Origin of the sequence: Exiguobacterium sp. AT1b (assembly GCF_000023045.1) — a bacterium.
Classification (GTDB): domain Bacteria; phylum Bacillota; class Bacilli; order Exiguobacteriales; family Exiguobacteriaceae; genus Exiguobacterium.
Genome location: NC_012673.1, coordinates 2316923 through 2336549, shown reverse-complemented (window position 1 = coordinate 2336549; position 19627 = coordinate 2316923). Strand labels below are relative to the sequence as shown.

The window sequence follows — 19627 nt, the reverse complement described above, 5'->3', positions numbered from 1 at the left end:
CGCAAGTCTTTACAAACGAAGACCGATTTTCGAACTTTAAAATTCAGAATTTTTAATATATTTTGTCATGGGATTTCAATTCCGTCAACTCTGTCTCTTTTTCAAATGACATCCGTTTGTTTTTTCGTACGGCGACCTTGAAAATGCGTAGATAAATAAATGCCGACAATAACGAATCCGAGTCCGACCACCGCATTCCACGGAATCGTTTCACCGAGTAAAATCCCTGACAACATGACTCCAAATAAGGGAACTAAGAAGATATAGAGTGAAATTCGACTGACCGGATTGTATTTCATTAACGTGTTCCACAATGTAAATCCGATCGCTGACAACATCGCCAAGTAAAACAGGAACGCAATCGTCTGTCCGGTGTACGGCATGGAAACACCATTCGGGTCTAATAGATAGCCGATCAGCAGCAACCCAACAGAACCAATCACCATCGCCCAAGCCGTCATCGGGGCAACATCATATGTCTTCGAGTAATCCTTCGCTATCAAGTTCCCGAACGCTCCGGATACCATCGCCAAGATGAGTAAAATCTCTCCGAACCCAAAACCAACTTCAGATCCGGTCGCCGGCCAGTTTGCGATGACGATTCCAGAAAAACCAAACGTTAAAGCAAACCCCTTCAATCGATTCAACTTGTCGTCTTCATATCGGAAATGAGCGAGGGCCATTTGGAAAAATGATGTGGAACCAGCAATGATCGACCCTTGGACACCGGTCGAAATGGACAGTCCGATATAGAAGAACAAGTATTGTAGAAACGTCAAGAACGAACCGAGATGCGCATAAGCCTTAACCTTTTCACGGGTCAATCGGACAGATCGTTTCAAAACGGTCTGACTGATGATGAGCAATAGAATCCCCGCGAGTAAAAAGCGCTCGCCCGCGAACAATAGTTGTTGCCCATACTCGTTCGATTGGATATCAAGCTTCTCATAACTCAACTTGATGAACGGGAACGCACTCCCCCATAACAACGTATTGAAAATCGCCAATAACGCCACCGTCCAAGGGCGTTCAAATATATTTTGCATGACACAAAAACTCCTTAATCTTTTTATTTGTGAGTCACTGATAAGCGTGTTAAGATAAACCTAGATAATAATAATTATAAATAAAGGATTCAGATGAAACTTCTATAGATTCTTTATTTTAAGCCAATTGAAGATGATAATCATCATCAGTCATTATCATTTAATCGAGATTTATTCTCAATTAGAAAGAAGGGATTATCGATGAACGTCCAATCGGTCACGCACGAAAAAAGCCACGTTTTCAAACGGGCTAGCTGGTACGAACATATTGAATTGATCATGGCGCTCATTAGCGGTGTATTGATTGTACTCGCTTATATCGCCGAAACACAAGGCGGAGCGCCTTGGATTCATGTCACACTTTACTTATCCGCCTTCTTCATCGGAGGATACGCAAAAGCGAAAGAAGGGATTTCGGATACGATTGAGACGAAATCGCTGAATGTAGAGCTTCTCATGATTATCGCCGCCATCGGTGCCGCTTCGATTGGGTACTGGATGGAAGGGGCAATCCTCATCTTCATCTTCGCTTTATCCGGGGCACTCGAGACGTATACGATGAACAAAAATGAACGTGCTCTCGAATCGTTAATGGAATTACAGCCGGAACAGGCGACTCGTCTAACAGACACTGATGAACTCGAGGTCGTTCATATCGACGACCTTCGTGTCGGAGATCGGATTTATGTCCGTCCTGGTGAACGCATTCCGGTCGATGGAAAAATTGTAAAAGGGAATGCATCCGTAGAAGAAGCCGCTATCACAGGCGAATCCGTCCCTGTTGATCGTCAAGTCGGTGATGACGTGTTCGGATCGAGCGTCAACTTGAACGGAGTATTGACGATCGAAGTGACAAAACTCGCGACGGAAACGCTGTTCCAAAAGATCATTCAAATGGTCCAACAGGCACAAGAAGAGAAATCACCGTCTGCACAGTTCATCGATCGATATGAAGGACGTTATGTTCAAATCGTGCTCTTCTCTGTTGCGGCCATCATCATTCTCGGACCGTTCTTCACGTCATGGTCTCTTGAAACGAGCATCTATCGCGGCATGATCCTTCTCGTTGTCGCCTCCCCTTGCGCACTCGTCGCCGCCATCACACCGGCCGCGCTGGCTGCCATCGCCTCTTCTGCAAAACACGGGATTCTTTTTAAAGGCGGTGCTCATATCGAGAACATGGGACGTCTAAAAGCAATCGCCTTTGACAAGACCGGCACACTCACAATTGGGAAACCGATTGTGCAAGAAGCGCTCATCTCACCTTCATTAGAAGAAGAGGACGTCAACCGGATCGTCAGTTTGATTGAAGAGCATTCGATGCATCCACTTGCTGAAGCGCTCGTCTCATATACGGGAAAACATACTGGGGAAATGACACACTTCAAAGACATCACAGGCTCTGGAATTGAAGCAACGATTGACGGGACAACGTATCGGGTCGGAAAACAGAAGTTCGCTGACCGAAGCGGTGATTTCTTTAAACATGATGTCGAACGATTGAAAGAGGCTGGTCACACCCTCGTCTTCATCAGTGACGAGTCACGTACAATCGGTGCCTATGCTTTACGTGACACACTACGCCCTGAGGCAAAAGTAGCGATCCAGCGGTTGAACGACTTAGGGATTGCGACAATCATGATTACCGGGGACAACGAGGCGACCGCTCGCGCCATCGCGAACGAAGCCGGATTGACACGCTATATTGCTGAATGTTTGCCCGAAGAGAAGGTTTCGCAAATCAAGACGTTACGCGAGGAATATGGAACAATCGGGATGATCGGCGACGGAATCAACGATGCCCCCGCCCTTGCGACCGCCGACGTGGGGATTGCCATGGGCGAAGGTACGGATGCCGCACTTGAAACGGCAGATGTCGTCTTAATGAAAAACGACCTCGTCCGATTGAGCGACGCAATTCGTCAATCACGTAAGTTGAATCGCATCGTCTTACAGAACGTCGTTTTTGCACTCGGTGTGATCCTCGTTCTGATCGCAACGAACATCTTTGAGTTACTCATCATGCCGTTCGCGGTCGTCGGACATGAAGGCTCTACTATTTTGGTTATTTTGAACGGTCTTCGACTCCTCACGTCATCATGGGAGTGATCTATTCGACAAAATGGAATCGATGATTGAAACAATATGTCGATTTCGTTATAATTGAAACAATGTGTCTACAGACTGAAACTGATCGAAAGATTGACTAAAGGTGGTACAAGATATGAATACGATTGCAGTCATCGGCAAGGTGTTTGTCGATATTAAAGGGACTTCCTTCGCACCGCTCCACAAAGATGCGAAGAATGTCGGCGACATCACTTTCTCCAATGGCGGAACAGGTCGAAACGTTGCTCAAAACTTAGGTGTGCTCGGTAACGATGTCCGCTTCGTCTCGACCGTCACGAACGACCAAATCGGTGTCGGCGTCCTCGAAGAATTACGTTGCTTGAATGTAAACGTCGACGGGGTCGACATGCTTGACGATAATGGTATGGGCATGTGGCTCGCCGTAATGGACAACAACGGCGATCTTCAAACATCTATTTCGAAGCAACCGGACGAAGCCCGTATGGAAGAAGCGATTTTACGTCAAATCGATACGGTCTTCGAAGAGAGCGACGCGGTCGCCATCGACTTAGACTTATCGGTCAACGTCTTGAACGAGACGATCGAACTATGCCGTGAAATGGATTTACCGCTTTATGGTGTCTGTGGCCACCTATCCGTCATCGAACGAAACCGTCATTTGCTTCAAGGATTCACAGGATTCATCTGCAGTCGTGAGGAAGCGGAAATTTTATCCGACATGTCGATCGTCACAGTAGACGATGCCCTTCGTGTCGCGGAAGTACTCGCCATGAAAGGTGCCCCCCTCACCATCGTCACAATGAGTGAGCTTGGTGCCGTGTATGTCGACCTTCGTACGAACGAACAAGGTCACGTCCCGACGACGAAAGTGAAAGTCGCAGACTCCACGGGAGCTGGTGACTCCTTCTTCTCCGCTGTCATTTCTGAACTTATGAAACAACACTCGATTGAAGAGGCGCTTCGATTAGGTATGCGTGTCGCAGGAAAAGTCATCGCTTCGCATGAGAACGGATTGACGCAAGAGATGTACGCATCATTAGAACAACCTACGCAAGAATAAATAGAACGCATCGGCGAATCGTCGATGCGTTTTGTGCAAAATCACAGGAACGAAAGGAACGATTTCATTGGTTCGAACGAAATTAAGAAGCGCGATTATTTTAATGAATGATCAAGATGAAGTGGCTTTGATCCGTCGCGAAAAAGAAAACGTCCTCTATTACGTTTTCCCAGGTGGCGGAGTCGAATATGGGCACACAACAGAAGAGACGGCCGTACGTGAAGCATTTGAAGAACTCGGTGTTCACGTGGAACTAGAAGGTGTCGCTGCCTACGTCGCATTCAATAACGAGTTAAATCCTTATTATTGGGCGAAGATGACAGGTGGCGAATTCGGGACCGGAACAGGTGAAGAGTTTCAAGAAGAACAGACTAACGGATCGTATACACCGATGTGGATCAAACGGTCTGCACTCCCTCATCTCCCCGTTCGTCCACCTTCACTTGCTGAAAAACTCGCCTCACATGAGGAACGTTTTTACGATTTGACCTTATCGGAGGAGTAATCAGGTGTACACCCTGCCGAATTCGGGAAACGTTTTTTAACGATCGAGTCAGGAGGGTTTTATTATGGCAATGACAGAAGTGAAGGAAAAAAAGAATTGGCTTTCATTTGGGAAAGAGTTATTTCGACGATTTCAAGAGCATGATGTTCAAGACTACGGGGCTACCCTCGCATTCTTTTGGTTTTTATCCATTTTTCCTGGAATCATCTTTATTTTGGCGCTCTTGTCCTTTTTTGATGTCTCACAAGATTCGTTTCAAAATCAATTGAACGATTTGGCACCCGGGTCCGCTGCTTCCGGGTTTTTAACGGGAATTTTCGAGGCGATTGGCGAACCACGAGGCGGTCTCTTGTCACTCGGTGCGATTTTGGCCATTTGGTCCGCCGCAAAAGGGGTAGACCGTCTGATCACGACGTCACTTCATGCTTATGGTGAAGACAATGAACGTAACTTTTTCGTCAAAAAAGGATTGGCACTCGGATTGACGATTCTGCTTGGGATCGGGATGCTACTGCTGATTCTCTCGAACGTGTTCGGGTCTCAAATCATTTCATTCGTCACTGAGTATTTACCCGTCAACATTACCGGAGCCGAAGAAATGATGATCAACGTGTTCCGATATGTCCTTACGACGGTTGTCCTCATTTTGACGCTTTCGATTTTTTATAAAGTATCTCCACAACAGCACGTCTTTTGGAAAAGTACCATCCCTGGTGCCATCTTCGGTGTCATCGGTTGGCAAATCGTCTCATTCGGTTTCAGCCTATACGTTTCAAACTTCGGAAGTTATGACTCGACTTACGGGTCACTCGGAGGAATCATCGTCACGTTGCTCTGGTTACAATTAACCGGGATGATCATTTTAATCGGATCTGAAATCAACGCGACATGGATGCGTTTCTTTAAGACACCGAGCGAGCAGGAATACGAACGCGACTTCAAAAAGAACAAAAAGAAAGCGAAACAAAAGCAAGAAGAAGATAACTATGACGACATCCCGACGAATACGTACGGATAACCCAAAAGGAGCACGTTCAAGCTGAACGCGCTCCTTTCTTATGCTTCGATCGGATCAAGACGTCCCGTCGCCGGGTCGATCACGAATCCGTGTACATTTGTTCCTGGTGGCAACAGTGGATGATTGTTAATCAGGTTGACAGAATGAACGACGTTCTCTTCAACCGAATCAAAACCATGGAGCCACTGCTCCAAATCCATCCCTGACGACTTTAGCGTCTTCAAGGTTTGAGGGTCGATTCCACGACGCTCCATCTCTTCGATGACGACAGTCGGTTCAATCGCCGCCATTCCACAATCGTAATGTCCGACGACGACGACTTCTTCTGCTCCTAGCGCATAAAGAGCGACTAAAATGGAGCGCATGGCCGAACCGAATGGGTGTGACAAGACTGCACCCGCATTTTTAATGATTTTAGCGTCTCCGTTCTTAAGTCCTAGCGCTTGAGGTAAAAGTTCCGTCAAACGTGTATCCATACACGTCAAAATCACGATTTTCTTATCTGGAAATTTATCAGATACGAACGGTTCGTACTGTTTTTCCTCTACGAAACGTTTATTGAATTCAAGCATTTCTTTTACGACTGACACGTTAACGCCTCCTCTTTTTTACAACACAAATCTTGAAACGATGAGTCCGATGACCATCCATGCTCCGAACAGCGTGTTCACTTTCGCTGTCATCGCCATTGCAGGCATCAATGCGGCTGGCTCTGCCTTTTGCCAAAATCGTTGAATCGCCCGGATCATGACCGGCACCGTTAAGAGTGACAGCAAGACCCATGGAGTGACGCCATAAAACATGACAGCGACGATGATGCCGACTAATGCCGCGATAAAGAACGCTGCCAATACATACACCGCACGTCGATGACCGACTAGACATGCGATCGTTTTTCGGCCATTCTCTTTATCGTTATCTAAATCACGGATGTTATTCGCAAGTAAGATTGCTCCGATCAACAAGGCCATCGGGAACGACACGAGTAGCAACTCCGTCGTCACCGTATTGATTTGGATAAAGCCGGCAATCCCGATGATGACATATCCCATGAATAACCCCGCGACAATTTCACCGAACGGCGTATAAGCAATCGGGAGCGGTCCTCCGGTATATAGGTAGCCGACAAGCATAGACAGCGCGCCAATCCAAAGCAAATGCCAGCTTGTAGATGCCGCAATGTAGAGCCCGAGTAGTGCTGCGACCGTATACATGCCAAGTGCAATCGCTAGTACTTGCTGTGGTGTAAATCCGTCACGGACGATGGAGCCCCCAATCCCGATAGACCCCTCATGATCAAGACCACGCTTGTAGTCATAATACTCGTTAAATAAGTTCGTCGCGATTTGAATAAGGACCGATGCCACGAGCATGGCGAGAAAAAGTCCCCATTTGAGTTCGGTTTGATCGAGGACGATGAACGTCCCGAGCAAGACCGGAATAAAGCTTGCGGTCAGGGTATGCGGGCGAATCATTCGCCAATATGCCCCTTTCGATTTCTGTTTCATTTCGTTCCCTCCCTTCGTTAGTTTACGTCTCGATGAAAAAATCTGTCAACGCCAGCCCATTATCCTCGATTCTTGATCATTTCCCGAGCATTTCATAGGCAGGTGGATTGCGAACTCATGATACACTAAAGAGTGAGAATTCTATCGGATTGAGGAGGCTTTTCTTTTATGCCAGATACTCAAACACATATAAAACAGCGAATTGAGCAGGCCCATAAACGGGCGCGAGCTTGGCAACGGCCTGTCCTCGCATCATACACATGGGAAATCTCGGCGTTCGATGCTTTTCAAATCATCCAGAACACCGATACGTCCCACTATTATTTCATGACACCAGACCGAACACTCGAAATGCTCGGTTGCGGAGACGCACTCGTCTTGAGCGCTTCTGGACCCGAACGATTTCAGCGACTTCAATACGATTGGAGTCTTCACCGACGAGATGTCGATGCGACGATCCACGCGTTCGCCGGTTTTTCATTCGACACGTTTATGCGACCACAAAAAAGTATGTGGGATGCCTTTGGGGAGGCATCACTCGTCGTACCAAAATTTTTATACCGCCGCTATAAAGACCGACACACGTTGACAGTCGCCACCCTCGTCTCTTCGAAGCAGTCGGTCGAACAGTATTTGATTCAATTGGCAGATCAGTTGGCCCAGTTCAGCTCACTTCGTCCGACGGAAGAAGCGACGCCATCTTATACGAGAGTGAAAGATGGAGTTGATCACTTCAAGTCCAGTTTCCAACAGGCGAAACAGTTGATTGAAGAAGAACGCGTTGAAAAAATCGTGATCGCCCGCGAAGAAATATATCAGCGTTCCGACGATGCATTCCCCTTCGCAAAAAGTTTGAAGCATTTAGCGGATCATCAAGAATCCAGTTACATCTATTTATATCAGCCAAAACGTGACATCGGGTTCTTCGGGGCGACTCCTGAGCGCTTGATTCAAAAAGAGGGCATGCGACTGAACACGGCCGCCATCGCAGGGACAATCAAGCGTCCGAAGACCGAGATCGAGGCCGATCTTGCGAAAGATAAACTCTTAAACGATTCAAAAAATCGTGAAGAGCATCAAATTGTCGTGAAAGACATTAAGCAGGCGTTGACGCCCTATACTGCACCGATTCAAACACGAGATACACCGCAAATTTTGGCCAATCGCTCGGTGTTCCATCTACACACCCCAATTCAAGCGACACTCGAAACGAACGCTTCCTTGCTGTCACTTGCAGAATCGCTACACCCAACGCCGGCACTCGGCGGCTCACCGAAGCGGACATCGGTCCGGTTGCTTCGTGAAATTGAGCGATTCGATCGTGGATGGTACGGTTCTCCGTTTGGTTGGGTAGACAATGAAGGCGACGGCGAATTTGTCGTGGCGATTCGCTCCGCACTCGTTCAACACCAATTCGTCGCATTGTATGCTGGATGTGGGATTGTAAAAGACTCTGCACTTGAGCAAGAGCTCGAAGAAACAGAAATGAAAATGAGTCCAATCAAACAAGCTTTGCAGTTTGATTTACACAATCAAGGAGGCACCCTAGATGAATAAGGTTTTGACCGAATGGGTCGCATCCATGGTAAATCGGCTTGTTACGTCCGGTGTAAAAGACGTGGTCATCAGCCCAGGGTCCCGCTCGACTCCGCTCGCTGTAGCGGCATATCTTCACCCTCAGATTCGTCATCACATCATCGTCGATGAACGATCTGCCGGATTTTTCGCTCTTGGACTGACCCGTGCGTCCGAAACGGTTCGCCCGGTCGCATTGATTTGCACAAGTGGAACGGCAGCCACAAACTACTATTCGGCTGTGACGGAAGCGTTTATATCGCAGTTGCCACTTGTCGTACTGACGACCGATCGTCCCCATGAACTGCGTAATGTCGGGGCTCCACAAGCGATCAATCAAGTCCGCCTCTACGGGGAACAAGTGAAGACGAGCGTTGATTTGCCCGTTCCAGAGGAGGCGACGTTATCGTTTATGCAACAAACGATTACCCGTTTCACGAATCTGTCGATGCAAGCACCGATGGGACCCGTTCATTTGAATGTGCCGTTCCGAGAACCTCTGCTTCCGGACATCGAGTCATTGAAACAGATATTGAAGGCTGACCCTGTCTTGCCAGAACGACAGCGTATCCGGCCGACACAGGCGGACAAAGACATTTTCTCAGAACGGACGAGTCACAAACAACTCGCCTTCGTCGTCGGACCTTACACCCCGACATCTTGGCAGAAATCCATCGTTGAATATGCTTCCGAGCGACAGATCCCGATTTTCGCCGATCCTCTAAGTGGCATGCGACGTTTCGACGGCGTCTTGACCAACTATGACACGTGGCTTGCAAGTGAGCATCGGACCGATTGGCTACCCGAGGTGTTCGTCCGTTTCGGGGCTGCACCTGTTTCGAAACGATTCAATCAATGGATGGCCATGGCGGACCAACTCGTCATCGATGAACCGGGATCTTATCGCGACCCAAGTAGCCGTGCCACGATTTGTTACGGCGACGCACTCGATTTTCTACCGCTCATCGCATCGGCAAACGAACCTCGGTATCTTGAGCGTTTACGCTTTTTTGAAGAGATTGCCGAGTCTGCAAAATCGTCACTTCAAGGTGAGGTAGAATTGACGAAACGATTGCTCGATACATCAATCGAGCTTCTATTCGTCAGTAATAGCATGCCGATTCGAGATGTAGATATATCACTGTCTGCTGGCACGAACATCCACGTTCTCGCCAATCGAGGCGCAAACGGGATTGATGGTGTGTTATCTACTGCACTCGGAAGCAGTTATGATACGTCTCACGGCGCTCTATTGATCGGTGATTTGGCGTTCTATCACGATAGCAATGCCTTGCAACTGTTAAAGCATCATCCCGGGAAGTTTTCCGTTGTGATTGCAAACAATAATGGTGGAGGAATTTTCTCCTTCCTCCCGCAGGCTGCTGTCGACACACAGTTGTTCGAAGATTTATTCGGAACACCGCTTGATTTAAATATCCGCGGATTCGCTGACACCTATGGCTTAACGTATCGTCTAATCGAACGACCGGATGAAATTCAAGAAGCGATTGAAGATGGCATTCATTTAATCGAATTCCCATCGAATCGTGAGGAGAATGTGATGATCCATCGGGGGTGGACTCAATCGGTCTGCAGTCGTCTCATTACGGAGAACGAATCATGAACATCGATTTACGTGGCGTACGTTATGAAGTGATTCATCGCGGTGAGGGAAAACCGGTGTTATGTTTACACGGATTCACCGGAAACGCCCATTGGGTCGATTCGCTTCCTGCATTACCGATTCGTCTTGTGTCACCGTCACTCCTCCAACATGGCGCAACGGAGCACCCTTCAGTCAATCGTTCGACAATGAGTCAACAAGTTAAAGATTTGTCCCGCTTACTGGATACGGACGACCGACCTTGGACAGTCGTCGGTTATTCACTCGGTGGGAGAATCGCATTGACACTCGCCGCATGCGACGAGCGCGTCGAACATGTCATCGGGATCAGCACGACCCCAGGTCTGCTCACTTCTAAAGAAAGAGCCGCACGCCGGCGCCAAGATGCAGAATTGGCTCAATTGATTGAAACCGAGGGCATCGCTGCATTCGTCAATCGTTGGGAGAACCTTCCCCTTTGGCGACAGACGGAAGACATGAAACGTTCACTCCGAAAAGATCGGCTTGCCCAACACCCAAATGCCCTCGCAAACAGTTTGCGGTCAATCGGTACGGGACATATGCCGTCGTTATGGGGCACATTGCAGCGTCTCCCCCGCACCGATTTGATTGTCGGGACAGACGATCTCAAGTTCAAAGCCATCGCAAAACACATGCAGGAAGAGCGTCCAGATATTAAAATCTATGAAATTTCAAACGCAGGGCATGCTCCTCATATCGAGAATGCATCAGAGTTTGGTACAATAATAAAGAAATTGATTTTAGGGGGTATTTAAAATGGAATCAGTAGCGAACTGGACATCGGTCCGGACGTATGAAGACATTAAATATGAAACGTGGAACGGGATTGCCAAAATCACCATCAACCGTCCCGAAGTGCGCAATGCATTCCGTCCGTTGACGGTCAACGAATTGATTGATGCATTTGCTCGCGCGCGCGACGATAAAGAAGTCGGCGTCATCATCTTGACAGGTGAAGGCGAAAAGGCATTCTGTTCAGGTGGAGACCAAAAAGTTCGCGGACATGGTGGCTACGTCGGGGAAGATGAAATCCCACGCTTGAACGTCCTCGACCTTCAGCGCTTGATTCGCGTCATTCCAAAACCGGTCATTGCCATGGTCGCAGGTTTCGCAATCGGCGGAGGACACGTCCTTCACGTCGTCTGTGACTTGACGATTGCAGCGGACAACGCTCGCTTCGGACAAACAGGTCCTAAAGTCGGTTCGTTCGATGCAGGATACGGTTCTGGATACTTGGCACGCATCATCGGCCATAAGAAAGCTCGTGAAATCTGGTACCTTTGCCGTCAATACGATGCACAAGAAGCACTCGACATGGGACTCGTCAACACGGTCGTCCCACTCGATCAACTCGAAGCAGAAACGATCAAGTGGTGCCAAGAAATCTTACAACACTCACCTACAGCGCTTCGCTTCTTGAAAGCAGCAATGAACGCAGATACAGATGGTCTTGCCGGACTTCAGCAACTCGCTGGAGACGCAACGCTTCTCTACTACACGACAGATGAAGCAAAAGAAGGACGCGATGCGTTCAAAGAAAAACGTGACCCTGACTTCGGTCAATTCCCACGTTTCCCTTAATTGTTGAGAGAGTAGCGATTTCGCTACTCTTTTTTTGGAGGTGACCGCTATGTATGAATGGATTCAGAAACAGCAAGCGTCACATATCGCCCTTGTGACAGCTGACGATCGATTGACATGGGCAATGCTACGCACGGAAAGCCTTCAACTCGCCCAGTTCATCCATGAACAGACGCCAACTGCCGAACGGATTGGCATATTCGCTAAAAACAGCAAAGACTATGTCATCGCCGTCCATGCGGTGCATCTGCTCGGAAAAGTGCTTGTGCCGTTGAACACACGGCTGACCGAAGAAGAAGTGCGCACTCAGTTACAAACAGCAAAAGTGGACCTCCTCCTCGTCGACGCAGAAATCGATTTGTCCGTCACCCAACTTCTGATCACAGATCGGGCCACTTCATGTTTCAACGCGCCCCATGAGTGGAAAGAAGATGAAACCATGTCGCTCATGTTCACGTCCGGTACGACCGGTCGAGCCAAAGCAGTGCAACAGACGTACGGGAATCACCTCGCTAGCGCCCGTGCCGCTGAAGCGCATTTAGACTATCGTCCATCAGACCGGATGCTCGCGGTGACCCCGCTCTTTCATATGAGCGGACTCTCCCAAGTGTATCGGAGTGCCATCATCGGTTCGACGCTCTATGTCGAGCCGCGATTTGATGTCGATCGAACCCTTCACGTCATCGAAACAGAAGGCATCACCCAACTGTCACTCGTCTCAATTATGCTGCAACGATTGCTCGATGCCGGCCTGAAGAAACATCATCTTCGCACGTTACTCGTCGGAGGTGGACCCGTCCCACGCTCATTACTAGAAGAAGCAGAACGACGGCAGTTACCCATTGCTCAGACATACGGGATGACCGAGACGTGCTCTCAGGTCGCGACGTTACTTCCGAGCGAAGCGCTCTCACATATCGGTTCGAGTGGGCAGGCAATCGCCCCAACAAGAATTCGAATTAATTCAGACGGAGAGATTGAAGTAAAGGGACCAACTGTGACGAAAGGATACTTCGAACAACCTGAATCAGATGCTTGGACACCCGATGGTTATTGGCGAACGGGTGACCTCGGCACGATGAGGGATGGCTATTTATATGTACACGATCGCCGAACCGACCTTATTCTGTCTGGTGGTGAAAATGTTTATCCGGCTGAAATCGAAGCTGCCATGTTACGCTGTACCGGTGTCCAAGACGTCGGCGTCACGAAACAATCACATCCGACTTGGGGAGAAGTCCCAATCGCCTTCGTCGTCGGCTCCTATGACCCAGCCGAGATGCAGGAAGTTCTCGATTCACAGTTGGCTAAATATAAGCACCCGATCGCCATCCACCACGCACCGAATTTACCACGAAACGCGAACGGAAAATTAATGCGCCATCGCTTAAAGGAGCTACTGCCATGATCAAACGTGCTGACCTTTCCATCGTCCCTTTGACTTTTAAACACCCGATCGTGACGGCACACGCCGTCTTATCTGTCCGAAGAACGCTCATCCTTCGTCTAGAGACCGTAGACGGTGTTGTCGGATACGGAGAAGGTGCTGCTTTTGAGACCCCTTGGTACACGGAAGAAACGACCCAATCGATGATTGATACGTCCAAATTGATTCTCAATTTACTGAAAGGGATGACGGTCACGACGGACGTGTTTCCGAACTTGGTCTCATCTATCATCGGTCAGCGCATGGCAAAGGCGATGTGGGAAAGTGCGCTTTGGGAAATTGAAGCGACGCGTGCGAACAAATCACTCAAGTCATTCATTAGCGCCGGAGATTCCGTCTCTTGTGGACGAACAATCGGGATCGGGTTGCTGAATCAGACGATGAAATCCATTGAAACGGCATTAGCTGACGGATTCGAACGCATTAAATTAAAGGCATCGCCTAATGAACTGCTTCCTGCCCTACGTGAGATTCGCGCGGTCTTCCCTGATGCGCCCCTCATGATTGATTTAAACGGAAGCGCGTCCGATCAACCGATGGAATGGTTCGAACAACTCGACACCTATCGGTTATTGATGATCGAACAACCGTACCCGAGCCGACAATTCACAAAATCAGCGGCTCTCCAAGCAAAACTCACGACCCCCATTTGTCTCGACGAATCGATCACGTCTTATGACGACGTGGAAACGATGGCACAGCTCGGCGCGGGGAAGATTGTCAACATTAAACCCGCACGTGTCGGTGGGCTTAGCGAGGCGTTCCACATTCGAAAACACGGAACGCCATACTGGGTCGGTGGGATGTATGAATCCGGTATCGGAAGATATCATACGCTCTTGTTTGCTTCGTTAAGTGGCGCGAGCTTCCCTGCGGACATGTCGGGTACGAGCGCTTATTTCGAGCAAGATTTACTCGATATCCCGCTTGAAGTGGAGAATGGAAAGTTGACGCTTCCGGATTCCGTACAACCAGATTGGAATGTGATTGAACGGTTACGCGAAGAAGTGATTACATTGCAAACATGAAAAAAGGTGCGGTTCACGAGAACCACACCTTTTTACGTTAACGGAACGATCCCGTTAACACTTCATATCCATCTTCTGTGACAACAACTGTATGCTCGAACTGCGAAACAAGACTCTTGTTCGGAGTGAAGAGTGTCCAACCATCCTCTTCCGATTGATAGACGATTTCATCCTTTGTCGAGATGAACGTCTCAACAGCAATCACTTGCCCGGCTTTCAAGAGTTGATTTTCTTCACGACTATAATAGTTCGAGATCGTTTCCGGCTCCCCGTGCAATGTCCGACCGAGACCGTGTCCGGCCAAGTTCCGGATGACTGTGAATCCATTCTTTCTCGCGTCGGCGTAAATCGCTTTCCCAATCTGATTGACTTTCACGCCCGCTTTAACTTTGCTGAGACCAGCTTCCAATGAAGTCAAGGATACTTCGACCAAACGTTCGTGCTGGGGTGACTTCGCCGCTCCCGCAATCACAGTGCGTCCCGTATCGGCATAATACCCATCCTTCACAGCGGAGACGTCGACATTGACGATATCTCCTTCTTGAATGACTTCATCTCCCGGAATACCATGGGCAGCAACGTCATTGAGCGAGATACATGTGTAACCTGGAAATTCGTACATCGTAATCGGTGCAGAAGCTGCACCTTCTTCTTCTAAAATACGTTGCCCGATCGCATCTAATTCTTTTGTCGTCATACCGGGCTTGACGGCTTTCGCCATTTCATCTCGCGCAAGTGCGACGATTCGCCCGATTTCGCGCAATGCATCGTAATCATAATCTAGCATCGTCCATCTTCCTTTCAATCCAATAATCGATTTTGATATAAATATTCTTCAGAGATGTCGGCAAATAAGAACATGCCGTCCGGTAACGGATAGCTGAACGTTCGCGTCACTTCATTCGAACTGAAATCACGATAGTCTCCCGACAAATAGCCTCGCCCTCTAACATCCATCGCCGCCATCGTCTGAATGAAATACGGTCGGAAACTCCAGTTATAGCCCCGATACGTATTATCGACACGCCATTCTCCATTCACGCAGTAGACGTTCGCACTCGTCTGGAAACCTGTCTTATCCGTTATATAATAACGAACAAACACCTCTTCCAGTTTTGGGGCGATGAATTGAATCCACTCGTCTTTCTTGTCTCTCGACCACTTTCCAGATTGAACAAGTTCTCCAATCCGGCGATGTAATTCAAATTCAAGCTCGTACAAGCGATTCAATCGTTTCTGGTCATGTAAAAAGAAGGAAGGCACTTCTTGTGCCAACACACCCATTCCTTTGATTTCTCGTTGAGGGACCTCATCTTCCAAGCCAAGTAGACCACCCATGTAATAGCGACCACCGTGCTGCCACGCGTAACGAAGCTGTCCGATGTGGTCGATGGATTTGTAAAGAAGCGGGGCACCGAGCTTCGAAGCGATATACTCCATCGTCTGAAGCAAGTTCGGATAGGTGACCGACAACGTCTTTTTCTCAATCATCGTGCCAAGGTCGACGAGCAATAATTCTGGCGCAAGCGTCATGATGTCTTCGATACTCGTGGATTCGGCAAAGTCTAATGCAATTTTCAATCCATAGGACCGATAATATTGAATGACGCGGGACAGTCGCGGGACGTCGACCAAGTCTGTTCCTTGTAAGGTCACATAAATACGGTGTAACGGAAAATTGAGTTCACGTAGCGGGGCTAAAAAGGCCTCTCCCCCTTCTTCGAGAATCCATTCCGACCGGCATCTGAACGTGACGAATGGTTTGGCGTCACGAAGTTGTGCTGCCGCGAGTTGCTCCATTCGTTGGGCGATGTCTAATTGATACTCGAGGGGAACGTCATCATCATAAAAAAACGGTGTCAATGATTCACCTCGGAATCGTCCATGTACCATATATCCTTCCACTTGAAACGTCGCCGCCCCAAGGATTGGTTCATACGTCACCATCACTTCTTCAGGATGGACCATCACTTCTACCGCATCCACAATTCATCACCTCTTCGTTAAATGCGAAAACGAGCTACAATCAGCTCGTTCGCGTGTGTACATACATATAGGCACCGAAACAAGCAATAAAATAGGCGATACTCACCACGCCATATGCAATGCCCATCTTTCCGCCTACTCCAATGGCTAACACTAAAAAAATCATCGCTCCAAATAACAATGTCGCCACGGGGATATAACGAAAATTAGGACGGTCTGTCTTTGACACGATTGGTTTGAGTGCGATTACACAACCAAGCAACACAAGGAGACCGAAACTTAATTCCACCATCCGTTGACACCTCATCCTTCTATCTCTACTCAACTAGTGTAGCACGACACAATAAAAAATGCCGCAAATCCACTTAAGGAAATGCGGCATTTCACGATGATTAGTCACGCGGACGGCGTGGACCACGGTCATCCGAGCGACGACGATCGTCACCACGGAATGATCCTTTACGGTCTCCACTGCGTCCATCACGACGTTCGCCACCGCGTCCACCACGACGATCGCCACCACGGCCACCGCCACCGCCACGACGGTCGTTACGACCACGGTATCCACCGCGATCGCCACCACGACCACCTTGGCGTTTTACACGAACTGGTTCAGCGTACGAGATTTCAACAGGTGTTGAATCTGGCTCTTTCGTCAATCCACGAAGGGCAGCAGCGAGAATTTCAACTGCCTCGTACTCTTCAAGAAGCTCTGTCGCAAGTTGCGTGTAAGCTTTGAAGTCGCCCGCTTGAACGCGTTCGATCAACTCTTCAGCTGCTTGCTTTTGGTTTCCTTCAAGAACTTCCGCGATTGTCGGTACGTGACGACGGTTCATCTTCTTGTTCGTCACACGCTCGATTGCCTTCACTTGTCCAAATTCACGTGGCGTGATGAACGTGAGGGCTGTACCAGTCTTACCAGCGCGACCTGTACGACCGATGCGGTGTACGTAGCTTTCTGGGTCTTGTGGTACATCGAAGTTGTAAACGTGTGTGACACCTGAAATATCAAGTCCACGTGCCGCAACGTCAGTCGCTACCAAGATATCGATTGTTCCGTTTTTGAAACGACGAATGACTTGGTCACGTTTTGATTGCGTCAAGTCTCCGTGAAGACCGTCTGCAGTGTATCCGCGTTTGATGAGTGCCTCTGTCACTTCATCTACACGTTTCTTCGTACGAGCGAAGATGATGCTGAGTTCTGGTGAATCGATGTCAATCAAACGGCAAAGTGTATCGAATTTTTGACCTTCACGCAATTCGAGGAATTGCTGGTTGATGTTCTCAACTGTCATTTCTTTCGCTTTGACTTTGATGATTGTCGGCGACTTCATGAAGCGCTCAGCAATCTTTTTGATTTGTGGTGGCATTGTCGCTGAGAATAGAAGCGTTTGGCGCTCTTCAGGAAGACCAGCCAAAATCGTTTCGATATCTTCAACGAAGCCCATGTTGAGCATTTCATCCGCTTCATCCAAGATGACTGTTTGAATGTCATCGAGTTTGATTGTCTTACGCTTCATGTGGTCCATGAGACGTCCTGGTGTCGCTACGACGATTTGCGGGTTCTTTTTCAAACCACGGATCTGACGGTCAATTTGTTGACCACCGTATACTGGAAGTGCGTATACGCGTTTCGTTTCACCGATTTTGTTTAATTCTTCTGCAACTTGAATCGCAAGTTCACGTGTCGGTGCAAGAACGAGTGCTTGGACTTGACGCGCCTTTGAATCGATTCGCTCAATTGTCGGAATACCGAAAGCTGCTGTTTTCCCTGTACCTGTTTGTGCTTGTCCTAATACGTCCACTCCCGTGAGTGCGACAGGAATTGTCTCAGCTTGGATCGGTGTAGCTTCCTCGAAGCCCATTTTGTGTACACCTTTTACTAATGCTTCACTTAATTGTAAGTCTTGAAATTTTGTCAAATTATATTCTCCTTTGTTCATACAAAAAACGTCTGAGTTCAGTTTGACAGATCTACAGACGTTTTCTCAATGTTTCCTCATAGTCAACTTTATTAACTATAACGTATTTCTTCCTAAAATGAAAGAAATACATTTTCAAACTTTTTCATGTCACCCGAACATGAGTTATCTTATTTCAATTTGTAGCCGTTGTCGAGCTTTTCAACTTGCTTCTCTTTCAACAGTTTTCCAAGCGCTCGTTTAAATGCCGCTTTACTCATCCCGAATTCACGGTCGATGATGTCAGGTGATGTCTTATCACCGTATGGCATTTGGCCACCACGTTCTTCAATATACGAGAGTATGCTCGCCGCATCACCATCAATCGCCTCGTACGCACGTGGCTTCATCGAAACGAGGACCGTACCATCTTGTTTGACCTGCGTCACACGAACGGTCAACTGTTCTCCGAGACGTGGCCAACGCGTCATCTCTGCCTCATGCAAGAAACCGAGTGATTCGCCTTCGACCCATACGTTGACGCCCACTTCACGTTTATTGACGACGATGGCCTGCACGTCCTGGTTATTCCATTCTTCTTTCGACGGTCGTGCCAACAAGTTCAAGAACGCATATGGTGCAGGGTCCCCAAGCAAACGTCCTTTTTGGTCATACTTCAAGCGAATGCACAATTGATCGCCTGTCTGCGGCCAATACGACCGGTTCTCCGGTAAGTCATCCATTGAAACGAGAACGTCCTTTTGAATTCCGATATTTACGAAGACCCCTGTGTTGTACCGGACGCCGGTTACCTCAAACCATTCATACTCATCAAATGAAACGGTAGGAATCGTCATCGTTGATGCGAGACGTCCTTCTGAATCATGATATAAGAAGACGCGAACCGTTTGACCGATCGTCACTTCTTCTGTCTGTTCTTTACGGTGAAGGAGCACCTCTTCGCGGCCGTTACTAATGAATACTCCAAAATCAGCAGAACGTTCCGCGACTAAATCTACTACTTCTCCTGCGCGCAATGCCATTACACCCACATCCTTTTCTAAGCTATTACTGTCAGTATACCTATCTACACACGTTCCTAATCATATCATGTTCTCTTTCAACATTTTGAATAAATGTGTCGAAAATGTGAACGTGTTTTGAGACAGTTGAAATGGCGATTGTTTAATGAACTCACATGATTTATTAAAATTTTGTGACAATTTTGTGAACGCC

18 protein-coding genes are annotated in these 19627 nt (G+C 48.1%); 10 read left to right on the top strand and 8 right to left on the bottom strand.

Annotated elements, in window-relative coordinates:
• Positions 1-101: 101 nt before the first annotated feature.
• Positions 102-1046 (bottom strand): DMT family transporter, encoded by a 945-nt coding sequence (locus EAT1B_RS12155; RefSeq protein ID WP_015880862.1) that lies wholly within the window; start codon positions 1044-1046, stop codon positions 102-104.
• A 201-nt stretch (positions 1047-1247) separates the two neighbouring features.
• Here EAT1B_RS12155 and EAT1B_RS12150 point away from each other — a divergent pair, with 201 nt between their 5' ends.
• The 4 genes from EAT1B_RS12150 to EAT1B_RS12135 all read left to right on the top strand — a co-directional run bounded on the left by EAT1B_RS12150 (position 1248) and on the right by EAT1B_RS12135 (position 5720).
• Positions 1248-3155: a heavy metal translocating P-type ATPase gene (locus EAT1B_RS12150; RefSeq protein ID WP_015880861.1), complete on the top strand. Its 1908-nt coding sequence runs from the start codon at positions 1248-1250 to the stop codon at positions 3153-3155.
• Between the two features lie 115 nt (positions 3156-3270).
• On the top strand, positions 3271-4197 hold the full coding sequence (locus tag EAT1B_RS12145) for a PfkB family carbohydrate kinase (RefSeq protein ID WP_015880860.1): 927 nt from the start codon (positions 3271-3273) through the stop codon (positions 4195-4197).
• A 67-nt stretch (positions 4198-4264) separates the two neighbouring features.
• Positions 4265-4702 (top strand): NUDIX domain-containing protein, encoded by a 438-nt coding sequence (locus tag EAT1B_RS12140; protein ID WP_015880859.1) that lies wholly within the window; start codon positions 4265-4267, stop codon positions 4700-4702.
• A gap of 64 nt (positions 4703-4766) precedes the next feature.
• Entirely contained in the window at positions 4767-5720 is a 954-nt protein-coding gene (locus EAT1B_RS12135) for a YihY/virulence factor BrkB family protein (RefSeq protein ID WP_015880858.1), read from the top strand.
• Positions 5721-5758: 38 nt separating this feature from the next.
• Here the strand turns inward: EAT1B_RS12135 and EAT1B_RS12130 are convergent, their stop codons facing one another.
• Both EAT1B_RS12130 and EAT1B_RS12125 read right to left on the bottom strand, forming a co-directional pair.
• A complete protein-coding gene (locus tag EAT1B_RS12130; RefSeq protein WP_074037968.1) occupies positions 5759-6292 on the bottom strand; it encodes a carbonic anhydrase in 534 nt (177 codons plus the stop codon).
• A 36-nt stretch (positions 6293-6328) separates the two neighbouring features.
• Positions 6329-7228, bottom strand: a complete 900-nt coding sequence (locus tag EAT1B_RS12125) for a 1,4-dihydroxy-2-naphthoate polyprenyltransferase (RefSeq protein WP_015880856.1) — start codon at positions 7226-7228, stop codon at positions 6329-6331.
• Positions 7229-7396: 168 nt separating this feature from the next.
• On the opposite strand from EAT1B_RS12125, the gene EAT1B_RS12120 reads away from it, so the two are divergent.
• Genes EAT1B_RS12120 through menC form a run of 6 tightly spaced genes read left to right on the top strand, consistent with a single transcriptional unit; the run spans position 7397 to position 14504 of the window.
• The gene (locus EAT1B_RS12120) at positions 7397-8785 is read left to right on the top strand and encodes an isochorismate synthase MenF (protein ID WP_015880855.1); all 1389 of its coding nucleotides are present in this window, start codon (positions 7397-7399) and stop codon (positions 8783-8785) included.
• Positions 8778-10427: a 2-succinyl-5-enolpyruvyl-6-hydroxy-3-cyclohexene-1-carboxylic-acid synthase gene (gene menD, locus EAT1B_RS12115; RefSeq protein WP_015880854.1), complete on the top strand. Its 1650-nt coding sequence runs from the start codon at positions 8778-8780 to the stop codon at positions 10425-10427. Before EAT1B_RS12120 ends, menD begins: the two co-directional genes overlap by 8 nt.
• Complete coding sequence (locus EAT1B_RS12110; protein WP_015880853.1) at positions 10424-11203, top strand: alpha/beta fold hydrolase; 780 nt, start codon at positions 10424-10426, stop codon at positions 11201-11203. The genes menD and EAT1B_RS12110 overlap by 4 nt, the downstream gene beginning before the upstream one ends.
• Position 11204: 1 nt before the next feature.
• Complete coding sequence (gene menB, locus EAT1B_RS12105; protein ID WP_015880852.1) at positions 11205-12029, top strand: 1,4-dihydroxy-2-naphthoyl-CoA synthase; 825 nt, start codon at positions 11205-11207, stop codon at positions 12027-12029.
• Between the two features lie 49 nt (positions 12030-12078).
• On the top strand, positions 12079-13437 hold the full coding sequence (gene menE / locus EAT1B_RS12100) for an o-succinylbenzoate--CoA ligase (RefSeq protein ID WP_015880851.1): 1359 nt from the start codon (positions 12079-12081) through the stop codon (positions 13435-13437).
• The gene (gene menC, locus EAT1B_RS12095; protein WP_015880850.1) at positions 13434-14504 is read left to right on the top strand and encodes an o-succinylbenzoate synthase; all 1071 of its coding nucleotides are present in this window, start codon (positions 13434-13436) and stop codon (positions 14502-14504) included. The genes menE and menC overlap by 4 nt, the downstream gene beginning before the upstream one ends.
• Positions 14505-14541: 37 nt before the next feature.
• Here the strand turns inward: menC and map are convergent, their stop codons facing one another.
• The 5 genes from map to EAT1B_RS12070 form a co-directional block, all read right to left on the bottom strand.
• Positions 14542-15291 (bottom strand): type I methionyl aminopeptidase, encoded by a 750-nt coding sequence (map, locus tag EAT1B_RS12090; protein WP_015880849.1) that lies wholly within the window; start codon positions 15289-15291, stop codon positions 14542-14544.
• A 14-nt stretch (positions 15292-15305) separates the two neighbouring features.
• Positions 15306-16490: an EAL-associated domain-containing protein gene (locus EAT1B_RS12085; protein ID WP_015880848.1), complete on the bottom strand. Its 1185-nt coding sequence runs from the start codon at positions 16488-16490 to the stop codon at positions 15306-15308.
• Between the two features lie 40 nt (positions 16491-16530).
• Entirely contained in the window at positions 16531-16782 is a 252-nt protein-coding gene (locus EAT1B_RS12080; RefSeq protein WP_015880847.1) for a hypothetical protein, read from the bottom strand.
• A gap of 100 nt (positions 16783-16882) precedes the next feature.
• On the bottom strand, positions 16883-18412 hold the full coding sequence (locus EAT1B_RS12075) for a DEAD/DEAH box helicase (RefSeq protein ID WP_015880846.1): 1530 nt from the start codon (positions 18410-18412) through the stop codon (positions 16883-16885).
• A gap of 170 nt (positions 18413-18582) precedes the next feature.
• Positions 18583-19434, bottom strand: a complete 852-nt coding sequence (locus EAT1B_RS12070; RefSeq protein WP_015880845.1) for a S1 RNA-binding domain-containing protein — start codon at positions 19432-19434, stop codon at positions 18583-18585.
• Between the last annotated feature and the right edge of the window lie 193 nt (positions 19435-19627).